We start from the raw sequence: 14,006 nt of genomic DNA on the forward strand, positions 1-14,006 counted from the left end.
TTCAAGCGGCCGGCGGGAGAGGAGCCGATGCGGCCGCGGCAGGCACGGCGAGGGCAGCGGCGAGATTCGAAAATGATAGCGTCACTTGCGCCCCGGCCGCCGGGGCGTCCGGCGCCTCGCCGCCGCTGCGGTTGGCGATGCGCACGCGCGCGCCGTGCTCGTCGGCAATCTTCTTGACCACCGCCAGCCCCAGCCCCGTGCCCTTGGTCTTGGTCGTGACGTAGGGCTCGAAGGCGCGCTTGAGCACCTTGTCGGCGAAGCCCGGCCCGTTGTCCAGGATGCGCAGCCGCACCCCGCGCGGCTGGCCCTGCTCGCCCGGCTGCACCTCGGTGTGCAGCTGCACGCGGCCGTCGGGCTTGTCGGCCACGGCATCCAGCGCGTTCTGCAACAGGTTGTGCACCACCTGGCGCAGCTGCGTGGCGTCGCCCTGGATCCACGGCAGCCCCGGCGCGCAATTGACTACCAGGCGGCCCTGCTCGACGGCGTGGCCGTAGAGGCCCAGCACCTCCGCCACCAGCGCGTTGAGGTCCAGCGGCGCCAGCCGCGCCGAAGGCAGCCGCGCGTAGTCGCGGAACTCGTTGACCAGCTGCTTCATCGCTTGCACCTGCGTCACGATGGTGCCCACCGCGCGCACCAGCAGCGCCTGGTCGTTCCCCTCCAGCTTGGCTTCGAGCCGGTGCTGCAGCCGCTCCGCCGAGAGCTGGATCGGCGTGAGCGGGTTCTTGATCTCGTGCGCCAAGCGCCGCGCCACCTCGGCCCAGGCCGCCGAGCGCTGCGCCGACACCACCTCCGAGATGTCGTCGAACACCACCAGCCGCGCCTCCTGCGGCAGCGTGGCGCCGCGCACCAGCAGCGTCTGCACGTCGGGCTGCTCGGGCCGTTCGGCGGCGGCGTCGCCGCGGCGCTCGAAGGCGTCCTGCCACTGCCCGCGCTCGCCCGCCTCGGGGCTCTCGGCCAGCAGCTCGAAGCGCTGCCACATCGACTGCGCGAACTCCTCCAGCCCCGGCACCTCCTCCAGCCGCCGGCCGCGGAAGGCGTACAGCGGGGCCTTGAGGATGCGCGTGGCGCCGGGGTTGACGGTGTCGATGCGGCGCTGCTCGTCGAACACGATCACGCCGGCGGTCATGTTGTCCAGGATGGTCTGCAGGTGCGTGCGTGCGCGCTGCAGCTGCGTGACGCTGGCATGCGCCTGCGCCCGCGCCTCGGCCAGCTGCTGCGTCATGTCGGCGAAGGAGCGCGTGAGGCCGCCGAGCTCGTCGCGCGAGGCGAACACCGGCTTGGCGCGCAGGTCGCCCGCGGCCACCTGGCGCACGCCCTCGGCCAGCAGCAGCAGCGGCCGCGCGAGCTGCTGGCCCAGCGCCGCGGCCAGCAGCACCGCGCCGAACACCGACAGGATCAGCGCCAGCGTGAGCGTGCCGATGTACATGCGCCGCAGGCCCTCGCGCGCCAGCGCGCGCTGCTGGTACTCGCGGTAGGCGGCCTGCACCGCCAGCGCCTGCGCCGTGAGGTTGGGCGGCAGCGCGCGCACGGCCAGCAGGTAGCGGTCCTCGCCAGCCAGGGTGATGTCGGGGCGCGGCACCGGCGCCAGCGCCCGCACCAGCGCCGGCGGCGCCCCGGCGGCGGCAGCGGCGTTCTCGTCGTCCAGGCCCTCGATGTGGCTGGCCACGCGCCCGCCGCGCGCCTGGCGCAGCAGCGCCGGCGAGGGACGCGCCGGCGCGATGGCCTGGGCGCTGCCGCCCGCGCTCAGCAGCACTTGGCCGCTGGCACCCACCAGCGACACGGTCTGCGCCGCGAGCTGCTCGCGCACGCGCTCCAGCACCAGCGCCATGGGCACGCCGGGCGTGTCGGCGAGGTGGTCGGCGGCGAACTGCGTCTTGGACGCGAGGTCGGCCTGCTGCGCGTCCAGCGTGCTGCGCCCGAGCGACAGGCCGGCGTTGAGCGCGCCCTCCACGCGCGCATCGAACCAGATCTCGATGCTGCGCGTGACGAACTGGTAGCTCACGGTGTAGACCAGCGCCCCCGGCACCACGCCCACCAGCGCAAAGATGCCCGCGAGCTTGAGCAGCAGCCGGCTGCCGAACTTGCCGCGACGCACGCGCATCGCCAGCCGCCCCGCGGCCACCAGGATCGTCGCTGTCAGCAGCGTGAGCACCGCCAGGTTGGCGCCGAAGAGCAGCCCCCAGTGGCGCTCGTAGAAACCGTCCGGGTCTTCCGCGCCGCCGCCGGTGGACAGCGACAGCACGAAGCCGATCACCAGCGCCACGCCCGTGAGCGCCACCAGCCCCACCAGCACGCTCGTGCGCCGGCCCTTGCTGCTCATGTCAGTTCCTTGATTTCACAGGCTGAGGCGGGGACGCCGGGGGCGACGCGCGCACCCAAGCAGCAGGCCTCCAGCCCAAACGCCGTCATGCGCGGGCATGACGGAGCACGAGGCGGGCCGCCCTTGCTGACGGGATGCTGCCCACCGGCCATTGCCGAACCAGCAATCCTCATGGCGCGCCCTCCCTCAGCCGCCTCACTCCGGCCGCAGCGTGCGCTCGATGCCCAGCACCCAGTCGGCCTGGTTGCCGATGCCAAGCTGCATCGGACGCGGCAGCTGCGAGGTGTCCAGCCGCCAGCTCCACTCGACGTAGTAGCGCTGCTCGTCGGGGTCGAGCTGCGTGGGCTCGGCAATGCGCCAGCGCGCGATGCGCGTCATCGACCCCAGCGCCTCGGCCAGCGTGGCGTAGCTCGTGTGCAGCGCACCCAGGCTCACGCGGTAGTTCTCCGTCAGCGGCTGGTACGACAGCCGCCACTGCCGCGACTGGCGCGCCACGCGCTCGTCGCGCCAGTACCAGCGCGGCCGGTACACGGTGGCTTCGGTCTCGAAGTACAGCGGCACGCCGCGCGACAGCGCGTCCTCCACCGTGCGCGGCAGCACCACGCGCAGGGAGAAATCCAGCAGCAGCCCACCGTCCTGCCGCCGCACCACCAGCTCCTGCAGCTCCAGCGCGCCCGCGCGCGCGGGCGCCAGGAACAGCGCCGGCAGGAGCGCGAACAGCAGCGCCCAGCGTCCGAGCGCCGCGCGGAACCAGCTGAGTGACAGAGAGGCGGCGGCGACACGGATCGGGGTCTGGATCAAGGCTTGTGCAGCAGCGCGTAGAAGAAACCGTCCCCGGGCGGGACGTCGGACGGGGCATTGTCAGCCAGGGGCAGCAGGTGCCCGGGGGACGCCGCGTCCAGGCGTGCAGCACTCACGCCCTGACGTTGCAAAAACGCATCGACCTGCCGCTGGCCCTCGGCCTTGAAGAAGGAACAGGTCGCATACACCAGCCGCCCGCCGGGCTTGAGCAGCGGCCACAGCGCGTCCAGCAGCTCGGCCTGCGTGCGCGCGAGCTGCTGGATGTCGGCCGGGCGGCGCAGCCAGCGGATGTCCGGATGCCGGCGCACCACGCCCGAGCCGCTGCAGGGGGCGTCGAGCAGGATGGCGTCGAAGGGCCGGCCGTCGTGCCAGTCGGCGACGCGGCGCCCGTCGGCCGCCCTGAGCTCGGCGCGGGCGCCGATGCGCTGCAGCGTCTCGCCCACGCGCGCCAGGCGCTGCGGGTCGGCGTCCAGCGCCAGCAGGTCCAGGTCGGCCAGCTCCAGCAGGTGCGCCGTCTTGCCGCCAGGGGCGGCGCAGGCGTCGAGCACGCGCGCGCCAGCGGGCAGCGGCGCGCAGCCGGGCACGTCCAGGCCCAGCAGCAGCGGCGCGGCGCGCTGGGCCGAGAGGTCCTGCACCGACACGTCGCCGTCGGCGAAGCCGGGCAGCTGCGTCACCGCCACCGGCTGATCCAGCAGCACCGCGTGGGTGCCGACGGCGCGGCCGGACAGGCCCTGTTCCGCCAGGCGCGCCACGTAGCCGACGGCGTCGCCGCGGCGGGCGTTGACGCGCAGCGCCATGGGCGGGCGCTCGTTGGCGGCCTGCAGCAGCGCCGCCCACTGGTCGGGCCAGTCCTGCTTCACCTGGGCGATCCACCAGGCGGGATGGTTGTGCGCCGCCACCGGGTCGCCTTGCCGCAGCGCCGGCACGAGCTGCTCGCGCTCGCGCAAGAAGCGGCGCAGCACGGCGTTGACGAAGCCGGCGGCCTGCGGGCTGCGCTTGCGCACCGCCTTGACGGCCTGGTCCACCAGCACGTGCGGCGCGTAGACCTCGGGCGGCCACAGCAGGGCCAGCGCGGTGGTGAGCAGCGCATCGATCTCGGCCGGCGGCGTCTTGGGCGCCAGGCGCGCGCGGACCGCATTGGCCGCGCCCAGGCGGCGCAGGGTTTCGAAGCTCAGCGCCTGGGTGCCGGCGCGGGCCTCGGCCGGCACGGCGGCGAGCACGTCAGTAAGGGAGCGGCCGGCGCGCACCGCGGCCAGTGCCTCGGCCGTGTGGCCCAGCAGCCGCGCCAGCGGCAGGGAGGAGGGAGAGGACGACATGGGGGGCGCAGTCTATAGACCCATGCGCGCGGACCGCCCGGCAGCCGGGCGCGGCATGGTCATGGCCGCCGTAGACCCGCGCCAGCAGCGCCATTCCCGACGGACGACAATCCCCCGACTGCGAGCCCGTAACGACTCCTGAACCCATGAATACAAACCTGCCCGTCGAGGAAGCGCTGGTGGCCAGCGCCTCCGAACGCATCCGCCAGCGCCTGGAGCGTGCCGGCCGCCGCTTCCACGCCAATGACAATATTTCAGCCTTCATCCAAGAAGGCGAGATCGCCGAAATCAAGGCCGAGGTCGAATCGCATTTGAAGCAGGTGCTGCGTGCGTTGGTGATCGACACTGACAGCGACCACAACACCAACGACACCGCGCAGCGCGTGGCCAAGATGTTCGTGGACGAGGTATTCCGCGGACGCTACGTGCCGGTGCCCAAGGTGACGGAATTTCCGAATGCCGAGCGGCTGAACGAATTGATGATTGTCGGCCCGATCAAGGTGCGCAGCGCCTGCTCGCACCACCTGTGCCCGATCCTGGGCCGGGTATGGGTGGGCATCCTGCCCAATGAGCATTCCAACCTGATCGGCCTGTCCAAATACGCGCGGCTGTGCGAGTGGATCATGAGCCGCCCGCAAATCCAGGAAGAGGCCGTGACCATGCTGGCCAACGAGCTGCAGGAGCGGGTGAAGCCCGACGGCCTGGCGCTGGTGATGGAGGCGGACCATTTCTGCATGCACTGGCGCGGCGTGAAGGACGACGAGTCCGTCATGACCAACTCGGTGATGCGCGGCGCCTTCTTGAAGGATTCGAGCCTGCGGCGCGAATTCCTGTCCCTGCTGAGCCGCAAGAACAATTTCTGAGCCCTGCCCTAGCCTTCCCTCGAATCACTTCCTGAGACCGGAGAGAGCCCATGCTGGTACGCCTGATGTACGTAAGCCGCGCGCGGGAAAACATGAGCGCCGAGGAGGTGCAGGCCATCGTGCGCGAGTCCAAGGCACACAACCCGGCGTCGGGCATCACGGGGGTGCTGTGCTGCACGGGCAACGGCCTGTTCGTGCAGGTGCTCGAGGGCGGGCGCGCGGCGGTGAACCGGCTCTACAACCGCATCGTGGCCGACCCACGCCACCACGACGTGCAGATCCTGGCTTACGAGGAAACCACCGAGCGGCGCTTCACGGGCTGGTCCATGGGCCAGGTCAATCTCGCCAGGCTGAATCCCTCGATGCTGCTCAAATACTCCGAGACCGCGGCGCTGGATCCTTATTCGATGTCGGGGAAAGTGGTACTGGCGTTGTTCGAGGAGCTGGCTTGTACGGCAGCAGTGGTGGGGCCGTGAATTGGATATCGATTCCAGAAACACCACGAATCCTGAAAAAAGACCACCACTGTTTGCACCGCGGTGGTCATTATCGAAAACACAACCTGCTTCCAGGTTGTGTTGGACAAGGCCCCGCAAAGCTTGAATTTCCTAGGTGACAGGACAGCTTTCCTGCCCTTGCCAAACAGAACGCAGGCATCACGCAAAATCGGACAGGCCCGCGCCGGCTGCCGCAGCCGAGCCCTCGCATGCCTGTCCAGGCCGGTCCAACAGCCGGCACAGCGGCCGTGTGTGCCCAGCCGTCTCTTCATGCCTTTTCCCTCATGTAAGGGTGTCAGAGGTTCGTGAGGGGAGCCAGAAAAGTGCTGGACTTCCACGACCTCACAGAGAGGCATGGAAGGAGACCAAGATGGCACCAAGAACCCCACCGCCACCGCCGGACAAGAACCGGCGCAAGTTCGTCCAGCGCGGCGTCTACATGGCACCTGCCATCCTGACGCTGGCTGCAGCGCCCGAGTTCGCCAAGGCCGGCTCGGGTAAGCCGTCAGGGCCCCCTCCGGGCCCGCCGCCCGGCAAGCCCTGACCCAGGACCAGGGCGGGGACTCCCCGCCCTTTTGACTTTGCGAGGGGCCATATCTCCCTCAGTCAACATTATTGATTTTTGGGCTCACAGATCAACGACCAGATCGAACGGAAATTCCTCCGTTGGAAAATCTGCCCCGCCGAAAGCCACGAACTCCATTCGCAGATTCTTCCTTCTCATTGACCCAGGGCTGCTTCTTTCACTCAAAGCAAGGCTTCGACAAAATTAACTATTTTTCTTTGATCGGGCAAATGACTTGCCAAGCTTGCACCCACTGCAGCGCTTCGCCAAAACTCAGAACCTCGCCCTTGATTTAATGTCAAAAATTTTTCCTTTAATTATTGAGAAAACCCGAACCAGCGATTCTTGATCGAGGAACGGACAATACCCTAATGGGCTGTACGCCTCATAATCTCCCGTAAGCCAGACAGCCAACACTTTTGATGGTGACCCACTGTATGCTTCTGCCGCATCCAGTTTGGTGCCGCACCCATAAAAATCCACCAAATACATCAATCCATCTTCAACCACATACCTTGGCCGCCCTTGATTAACGGCGCTGCATCTGCTTTGATCAATCGCTCCGAACCAAGCCGTATATTCTTTACTCCTTGGAAAATCTGTCGGCTTGGGAACAACAAGCGACTCCCCTTCGTACTCAATCTTGTCAAACAGCGGACAAGTCGCCTTTGCAGTAACGCAACTCATCAAAAGAAGCGCGGCCAAGACCAAATTCTTCATCTTTGATCTTTCCATCTTGCTCATCTCCTGCGTGGCTCTTTATCTAATTTTCCTATTGATTCTCAGGCGTGCAGGCCTTACCCGCCAAAAACAAATTGGCAATGAATGAATGATCATGGTTGCGGCAGCGCAGTGTCCCTTGTGCGACAGGCCCTTGAGCGGCCTCTATCAACACCGCCGCCGAATCCAATTTCCAACAGGAGAGCGAAACAGCCATCCCCTGACCCACCCTTGCCACCGCCCCTCAGCCCGCGCCCTCCGCACCGCGCCCCCGGCGCCATGCAGCCCCACCGCCCACCGCTCCAGCCAGTCCCGCGCATCGGCCGACCCCGGCGGGCGCGGGCACCGGCTCGGCAGTGCCTGGCCGGCCCGGAAGCCGTCCATCCAGACTGTCCTGAGCCGTTCGATGGACGGGCTCAGCCCCGGAAAGCCCAGTTGGCGAGCGAGGCAAGCACGTCGCCCATGCCCAGCAGCATCAGCAGCATCTGCGCCCCGGAGGGCTTCCTGGTGGAGATCGCCAGGGACAGCACGAACAGGACGAAGCCAATCAGCAGCAGCGTCCAGGTAAGCGAGAAGAAATGCATCGCGCAGGCTCTCGTGATTCAGGTTTCTGGCGAGCCCTATCGGTAATTCACGCCCGCTGTTAATCCCGCTCAGGACGCTGCGGAAACATTTTTTTTGCCTGTCATGTCGCACCCGTTGCGTTAACAGGCTTGAAGCGTCTGGGGAACCGGTCGCGCGCCTTGCCCCCGCGCATCCGCCGTGCGCGCCCTCTCGGGCCATGGGCGTTGTGCTTGCACCTTGCCTTCAAACAGGGGCTTGTCCCCCCGGGCAGGCTGGCGCCAAGTGCTGCAACGCGTCTCAAAAAGTGTTTGACTTTCACCTGCCGTAACAGGTTTCGGAGAGGTGAAAGATGTCGACATCCGACCCGAGCCGCCGCGCCTTTGTCAGGCGCAGCCTCTATGTGGCGCCGGCCATCCTGACGCTGGCCGCGTCTCCGCAGTTCGCCAAGGCAGGTTCGTACAAGCCTGCCTCAGCGGTGGAAGAACCGCCCGTTCCCATCGCACCCCGGCCTGACAGGACGGCTGTGCTACCACAGGCGCCTTCGTCCTGGGCCCATTCGTCGCTTGAATCCCTGGAGCCGCTGCCGCCATCCAGGCGCTCGGCACGCGGCCGGGACGCCGCCGGCGACAGCCCGGCTCTCCGCGCGGGCATCCCCTGGACCGCGGCCGCCACGCCTCCGCATTCCCCTGCCGCGTCGCCCTGGCCTGCCGGTTTGCGGATCACCGAGATTGCCCCGGGCCCGCTTTGGTGTGTGGATCCCAAGCCCTGAGCCCTTGCCCGCGTGCGGCTCGCCTCGCGGGAGCTGGAGCCACATCCGCCCGCTTGCCAGCTTATCCCTGCTGTTTCACCGCGCTGCGGTGGAGGGAGGCAGGCGCCCATCCTGCAAGCCCGCCCGCCTCAGCCTTGCACCGAGTATCGCGGTTTGAACCGCACTTGGTTCAGATAATCACGGGCCGGCTTTTCAAGCATGTAATAGGAAACCAGGCTGCAACCCAGGGCTGCCAGCAGGGCAACCCATTTGGGCATCACGCCATGGGAAGCCCACAGGTAGAAAGGCTGCTGCCAGAGGTAAATCGAGAAGGACCACAGGCCCAGCAGGCGCAGCGCACGCACGCTCAAAATCCGCTGCAACCCGGCGCTCGCGGAAGGAAGCAGATTCACGGCAAGGGCGAGCACGGTGACGCCGCCCAAAATTTGGATGCCGGCCGGCGTCTTCCACCAGTACAGGGCAATGCCGATCGCGATCAATACTGAAATGGCCAGCGTGGCGTGGGGAATGCGCCGGCCGCGCAGCGCCAAGTGCAGGAAAACCGACAGCGCGATGCCCAGGCCCGCCACCTCGGTGTGCAGCCCGTACTTGAAGCGCATGGCGTGGTTGCTCACGCTCAGGGCATAGGCCACGGCGCAGGCGGCGCACAGCAGCGTCAGCAGCCCCACGCCAAACAGCGGACGCACCCGCTTGCGCCGCGCCGCCAGCGCGACCAGCGACAGGATGATGTAGCTGTGCTCCTCGACCGAAAGCGACCAGATGTGCCCCAGCGGCATCTCCTGGCCGCTCACGTAATTCTTGAGAAAGAACACCGAGGCGAGCACTTCGTCGAGCTTGATTTCGCCACCACCGGCAGCGGTTGCCAAGGTCACCAGCGCGATGAAAGCCAGGTAAGCGGGCAGGATGCGCGAAATTCTCCGCCTGTAGAAAGTCGGCAGGGGCGTTTCGGTAATGAACAGCAGCCTCGCCATCAGCAGGCCGGACAGCACGAAGAAGAAAACCACTCCGAGCGGCCCGAAATCGAAACCGGGGACGGGAAAGAAGTGGCCTATCAGGACGAAGGAGATGGCGACGCCTCGCCAGCCGTCCAGATAATCAAAATGCTTGGTCGTCACCGCATGCCCTAAATCTTATGGGCATTAAAATGCCTAACTAGCACAGATGCTGCCATTCAAAATGGCAGCACGAACTTGGATTATGCGGCTCGACGTCCCGGGCAGACGGACCTAGATAGAGAACTCCGGCACGGAGTTGGCAATTTTCTTGTCACGGGAAGAAGCTTGGTGCCCTGGGAGGGGCCCCGTGGCCTCATCCCTCCAGCGCGTCCCGCCGCATGCCCTTGAGCCAGCCCGCCGCGTAGCCGGCCTCGCGCTCGCTCACGCCCGCCGACACCCCGCTCGCGCCTGGCAGCACCAGGTAGGTCCGCTGCGCCGTCGAGTAGCCGTGCACGCTCGCCACGTGGATCGCGTGTGCGCCGTCCACCCAGCTGTAGCAGGTGTTGGTCAGCACCGGCGCCGGGTTCGGTTCCCAGCCCGAGAGCGAGGCGACCACCGCCGCGGCAGCGACCTTCGCGTGCGCGTTGGCCATGTGCGCGCTCTTGGGCATCAGCGGCGCGGCCAGCACCGCGTCGCCCAGGACGTGCACGCCGGCCCCGGGCGCGTCCTTGGCAGAGAAGTCCAGGAAATCCACCTCGCACCAGCGGCCGTTGGCTCTCGCTAAACCGCTGCGCGCCGCGATGTCGCCCGCGCGCATGTCGGGCAGCACGTTGAGCACGTCGCCGCGTTCGCGCTCGCCCAGTTCGAACTCCACCTCGTGCCCGTCCGCCGACACCGCCACCGCGTTGAACGAGGGCCGGTACTCGACGATGCCGGCGTACTGCTCCGCCCACACGCGCTTGAACAAGGCCGCCTTGCTCACCGGCTCGGGGTTGGCGTCGAAGACCAGCAGCTTGGAACGCGGCTTCACGCGCTTGAAGTAGTCCGCCACCAGGCAGGCGCGCTCGTAGGGGCCGGGCGGGCAGCGGAAAGGCGCCAGCGGGATGGTCAGCACGAACACGCCGCCATCGGGCAGGGCCTCCAGCTGGGCGCGCAGCGCCAACGTCTCGGGGCCCGCCTTCCAGGCCTGCAGCACGCGGCCGGCGGCGTGCGCGGCGGGCAGGCCCGCCACGCGCTCGCGCATCAGCTCCACGCCGGGCGACAGGATCAGCCGGTCCCAGCGCAGCCGCCCGCCCGACGCCAGCACGGCTTCGCGGCGCTCCAGGTCCAGCGCCGTGACGCGGTCGCGCACGCGGCGCACGCCCAGGCGCTCCAGGCCCTCGTAGCCGAGCGTCAGGTCGGCCAGCGTGCGGTGCCCGGCCAGCACCAGGTTGCTCTGCGGACAGCTCACCAGCTCCGCTTCCGGCTCCACCAGCGTCACCTGCGCCTGGCCGTCGGAGAACAGTTTCAGATAGCGCGCCGCGGTGGCGCCGCCCCAGCCGCCGCCGATCACCAGCACCTGGGCACGGCGCAGGGCGGAGGTCGCCGGGTTCGTCGACGTGGCGGCGCAGCCGGCCAGGCTCAGCAGCCCGGCCGCGCCGGCCGCCTGCAGCCAGCGGCGGCGCTCGGCCGATGGCGGCGCGGCGCTCATGGCTTGAGCGCCGCGAAGTACGCGGCGAGCTGTTCAATCTGCGCGGCGCTGTAGCCGCGGGCGATCTGGTGCATCACGGTGGCCTCGCGCGCGCCGCTTTTGAAAGCGTTCATCTGCTCGGCGATCCACGGCGCCGGGCGGCCGGCCAGCGACGGCATCGCCGAGCCGGCCGGCGTGCGGCCCTCGGTGCCGTGGCAGGCGGCGCAGGTGGCGGCCAGGGCGCGCTGGTGCAGGAGCGCCTCGTCGACGCTCTGGGCCAGCGCCGGGGTGGTCGCGGCAGCGATCAGCGCGGCTTGGAAAAGGAATCTCATGGCAGCCCAAGGCCCTCCCAGGCGACGTGCTGCCGGCTCACAGCGTCGTCGCGGTACGCAGCCCGAACAGCGGCTTGAGCAGCCGCGTCGGGTACTGCAGCAGCGCCCGGTTGTAGGCCGCCACCGCGTCGTTGAAGACGTGGCGCGCCACGCCCTGGCGCGTGTCGATGTCCTGCAGCGCCTGCACCCAGCCGGCGATGTCCTCGCTGAAGCGCAGGTCGGGATGCTGGTCCAGCAGCGCGCGCAGCCGCGCCAGCGCCGACGCCAGGCGGCTGTCGGCGTGCAGCAGCTCGGCCAGCGACTTCGCCGCCAGCGGGCGCAGGACGTCCACCACCCGCTGCAGCTGCGCCTGCGCCTCCAGCGCGGCCTCCAGCGTCGCCACCTCGTCGGCCAGCGGCTCGCGCAGCGCCTGCACCAGCGGCGGCAGCACCTCGCGACGACGCTTGACCTGCTCGTCCATCTGGCTCCAGGCCACCACGATGGCCGCGCGCAGCCGCATCAGCCGGTTGTGCGCGCCCAGCATCCACAGCACCAGCACCGCGACCGCCAGCGCCAGCCACACCGGCGGCGACACCGCCGCCACGTGGTCCCAGGCCAGCTCCCAACTCACGCGGGCAGCTCCCCGGCACCGCCGGCGCGCCAGCCCTCGAAGCCCTGGCGCCGCAGCACGCAGGCCGGGCACTGGCCGCAGCCATGGCCCCAGGCGTGCAGCGGGCCGCGCTCGCCCAGGTAGCAGGTGTGCGTGTGCTCGACGATCAGCGCGTTGAGCGCATCGCCGCCCAGACGCTGCGTCAGGGCCCAGGTCTGGGCCTTGGTCAGGAACATCAGCGGCGTCTCCACCGTCATGGGCGCGTCCAGCCCCAGGGAGAGCGCCACCTGCAGCGCCTTGAGCGTGTTGTCGCGGCAGTCGGGATAGCCGGAGTAGTCCGTCTCGCACATGCCGCCCACCAGCACGCTGGCGCCGCGCCGGTAGGCCAGCGCGGCGGCGAAGTTCAGGAACAGCAGATTGCGCCCGGGCACGAAGGTGTTGGGCAGCCCGTTGGCCTGCATCTCGATCGCGCGCTCGCTGGTGAGCGCGGTGTCGGAGATCTGGCCCAGCAGCGAGAGGTTCAGCAGGTGGTCCTCGCCCAGCCGTGCGCCCCAGTCCGGGAACGCGGCGCGGACCTCGTCGCGCACCCGCGTGCGGCAGTCCAGCTCGATGCGGTGCCGCTGGCCGTAGTCGAAGCCCAGCGTCTCGACCTGGCTGTAGCGCTCCAGCGCCCAGGCCAGGCAGGCGGTCGAGTCCTGCCCGCCGGAGAACAGCACCAGCGCCTTGCGCGGATCCATCGCCACGCGCCTCAGCCGCGGATCTCGCCCTGGCCCAGGACGACCCACTTCAGCGAGGTCAGCCCTTCCAGGCCCACGGGGCCGCGCGCATGGAACTTGTCGGTGCTGATGCCGATTTCCGCGCCCAGCCCGTACTCGAAGCCGTCGGCGAAGCGGGTGCTGGCGTTGACCATCACGCTCGACGAGTCCACCTCGCGCAGGAAGCGCATGGCGTTGGGGTGGTTCGTGGTCAGGATGGCGTCGGTGTGGTGCGAGCCGTAGCGGTTGACGTGCGCGATGGCCTCGTCCAGCGTTTCAACGACCTTCACGCTGATCACGGGCGCCAGGTACTCGGTGGACCAGTCCTCCTCGGTGGCGTCCACGACCTGCGCGCCGGGCACGTCGGAGAGGATGGCCTTCGACACCGGGCAGCAGCGCATCTCCACGCCCTTGGCGGCGAAGACGGCGCCGATGCGCGGCAGGAAGGCCTGCGCCTGCGCCGCGTGGACCAGCAGCGACTCGGTGGCGTTGCAGGGGCTGTACTTCTGGGTCTTGGCGTTGTCGGTGACCACCAGCGCCTGCTCGATGTCCACCTGCGCGTCGACGTAGGTGTGACAGTTGCCGTCCAGGTGCTTGATGACGGGCACGCGCGCCTCGCTGGCGATGCGCTCGATCAGCCCCTTGCCGCCGCGCGGAATGATCACGTCCACGTACTCGGGCATCGCGATCAGCTTGCCGACGGCGGCGCGGTCGGTGGTCTCGACCAGCTGCACGGCCTCGGCGGGCAGGCCGGCCTCGGTGAGCGCCTTCTGTACCAGCTTCCACAGCGCGATGTTGGAGTGGATGGCCTCGGAGCCGCCGCGCAGGATGCAGGCGTTGCCGCTCTTGATCGCCAGCGACGCGGCCTCGATGGTCACGTTGGGGCGGCTCTCGTAGATCATCCCGAACACGCCCAGAGGCACGCGCATGCGGCCCACGCTGATGCCGGTCGGGCGGCGCTTCACGTCCGTGATTTCGCCGATGGGGTCGGGCATGGCGGCGATCTGCTCGCAGCCTTCGGCGACCGTCTCCAGCACCTTGGGCGTGAGGCGCAAGCGGTCCACCATCGGTGCCGCCAGCCCGGCGGCCTGGGCCGCCTCGATGTCCTTGGCGTTGTCCACCTGCAGCGGCTCGATCTGCTCGCGCAGCAGCGCGGCCAGCAGGCGCAGCGCGCGGTCCTTGGCGGCCGTCGGCGCGGCGGCCATCGCGGTGGCGGCAGCGCGCGCGGCGCGGCCGAGGCGGGTCATCGTGACGTCAAGATCGGTGGGCGCAGTCATGCGCGGGATTGTCGCGCAAGGGTTCACTGGTTCT

The 14,006-nt window shown here is 68.8% G+C and carries 13 protein-coding genes and 1 pseudogene; 3 read left to right on the plus strand and 11 right to left on the minus strand.

The window, feature by feature from the left end; genetic code table 11:
* Position 1: 1 nt before the first annotated feature.
* From H537_RS0104155 to rsmB, 3 genes and pseudogenes are all read right to left on the minus strand, one after another.
* Positions 2-2,320 (minus strand): sensor histidine kinase, encoded by a 2,319-nt coding sequence (locus tag H537_RS0104155; RefSeq protein ID WP_028996884.1) that lies wholly within the window; start codon positions 2,318-2,320, stop codon positions 2-4.
* Between the two features lie 195 nt (positions 2,321-2,515).
* Positions 2,516-3,070 (minus strand): annotated as a pseudogene (locus tag H537_RS0104160) (DUF4390 domain-containing protein); the annotation flags it as partial.
* 47 nt (positions 3,071-3,117) lie between these two features.
* Entirely contained in the window at positions 3,118-4,437 is a 1,320-nt protein-coding gene (rsmB, locus tag H537_RS0104165) for a 16S rRNA (cytosine(967)-C(5))-methyltransferase RsmB (RefSeq protein ID WP_028996886.1), read from the minus strand.
* Positions 4,438-4,583: 146 nt separating this feature from the next.
* On the opposite strand from rsmB, the gene folE reads away from it, so the two are divergent.
* The 3 genes from folE (at position 4,584) to H537_RS52320 (ending at position 6,341) form a co-directional block, all read left to right on the plus strand.
* A complete protein-coding gene (gene folE / locus H537_RS0104170) occupies positions 4,584-5,300 on the plus strand; it encodes a GTP cyclohydrolase I (RefSeq protein WP_028996887.1) in 717 nt (238 codons plus the stop codon).
* Positions 5,301-5,350: 50 nt separating this feature from the next.
* On the plus strand, positions 5,351-5,776 hold the full coding sequence (locus H537_RS0104175; protein WP_028996888.1) for a BLUF domain-containing protein: 426 nt from the start codon (positions 5,351-5,353) through the stop codon (positions 5,774-5,776).
* 391 nt (positions 5,777-6,167) lie between these two features.
* Positions 6,168-6,341 (plus strand): hypothetical protein, encoded by a 174-nt coding sequence (locus H537_RS52320; RefSeq protein ID WP_156901383.1) that lies wholly within the window; start codon positions 6,168-6,170, stop codon positions 6,339-6,341.
* Positions 6,342-6,635: 294 nt separating this feature from the next.
* Here the strand turns inward: H537_RS52320 and H537_RS52325 are convergent, their stop codons facing one another.
* The 8 genes from H537_RS52325 to H537_RS0104210 all read right to left on the minus strand — a co-directional run bounded on the left by H537_RS52325 (position 6,636) and on the right by H537_RS0104210 (position 13,972).
* Positions 6,636-7,106 (minus strand): hypothetical protein, encoded by a 471-nt coding sequence (locus H537_RS52325; RefSeq protein ID WP_156901385.1) that lies wholly within the window; start codon positions 7,104-7,106, stop codon positions 6,636-6,638.
* A gap of 392 nt (positions 7,107-7,498) precedes the next feature.
* Entirely contained in the window at positions 7,499-7,666 is a 168-nt protein-coding gene (locus H537_RS52330) for a hypothetical protein (RefSeq protein WP_156901387.1), read from the minus strand.
* An 877-nt stretch (positions 7,667-8,543) separates the two neighbouring features.
* Positions 8,544-9,530 (minus strand): acyltransferase family protein, encoded by a 987-nt coding sequence (locus H537_RS41095; RefSeq protein WP_051241795.1) that lies wholly within the window; start codon positions 9,528-9,530, stop codon positions 8,544-8,546.
* A gap of 193 nt (positions 9,531-9,723) precedes the next feature.
* Complete coding sequence (locus tag H537_RS0104190; protein WP_028996889.1) at positions 9,724-11,040, minus strand: NAD(P)/FAD-dependent oxidoreductase; 1,317 nt, start codon at positions 11,038-11,040, stop codon at positions 9,724-9,726.
* Positions 11,037-11,351, minus strand: coding sequence for a c-type cytochrome (locus tag H537_RS0104195; protein WP_028996890.1), 315 nt, complete (start codon positions 11,349-11,351; stop codon positions 11,037-11,039). Before H537_RS0104195 ends, H537_RS0104190 begins: the two co-directional genes overlap by 4 nt.
* A gap of 37 nt (positions 11,352-11,388) precedes the next feature.
* Complete coding sequence (locus H537_RS0104200) at positions 11,389-11,961, minus strand: LemA family protein (protein ID WP_051241798.1); 573 nt, start codon at positions 11,959-11,961, stop codon at positions 11,389-11,391.
* Positions 11,958-12,677: a 7-cyano-7-deazaguanine synthase QueC gene (gene queC, locus H537_RS0104205; RefSeq protein WP_043458182.1), complete on the minus strand. Its 720-nt coding sequence runs from the start codon at positions 12,675-12,677 to the stop codon at positions 11,958-11,960. The genes H537_RS0104200 and queC overlap by 4 nt, the downstream gene beginning before the upstream one ends.
* Before the next feature lie 11 nt (positions 12,678-12,688).
* Positions 12,689-13,972: a glutamate-5-semialdehyde dehydrogenase gene (locus H537_RS0104210; RefSeq protein ID WP_028996893.1), complete on the minus strand. Its 1,284-nt coding sequence runs from the start codon at positions 13,970-13,972 to the stop codon at positions 12,689-12,691.
* Between the last annotated feature and the right edge of the window lie 34 nt (positions 13,973-14,006).

Origin of the sequence: Azohydromonas australica DSM 1124 (assembly GCF_000430725.1) — a bacterium.
GTDB classification, from domain to species: Bacteria; Pseudomonadota; Gammaproteobacteria; order Burkholderiales; family Burkholderiaceae_C; genus Azohydromonas; species Azohydromonas australica.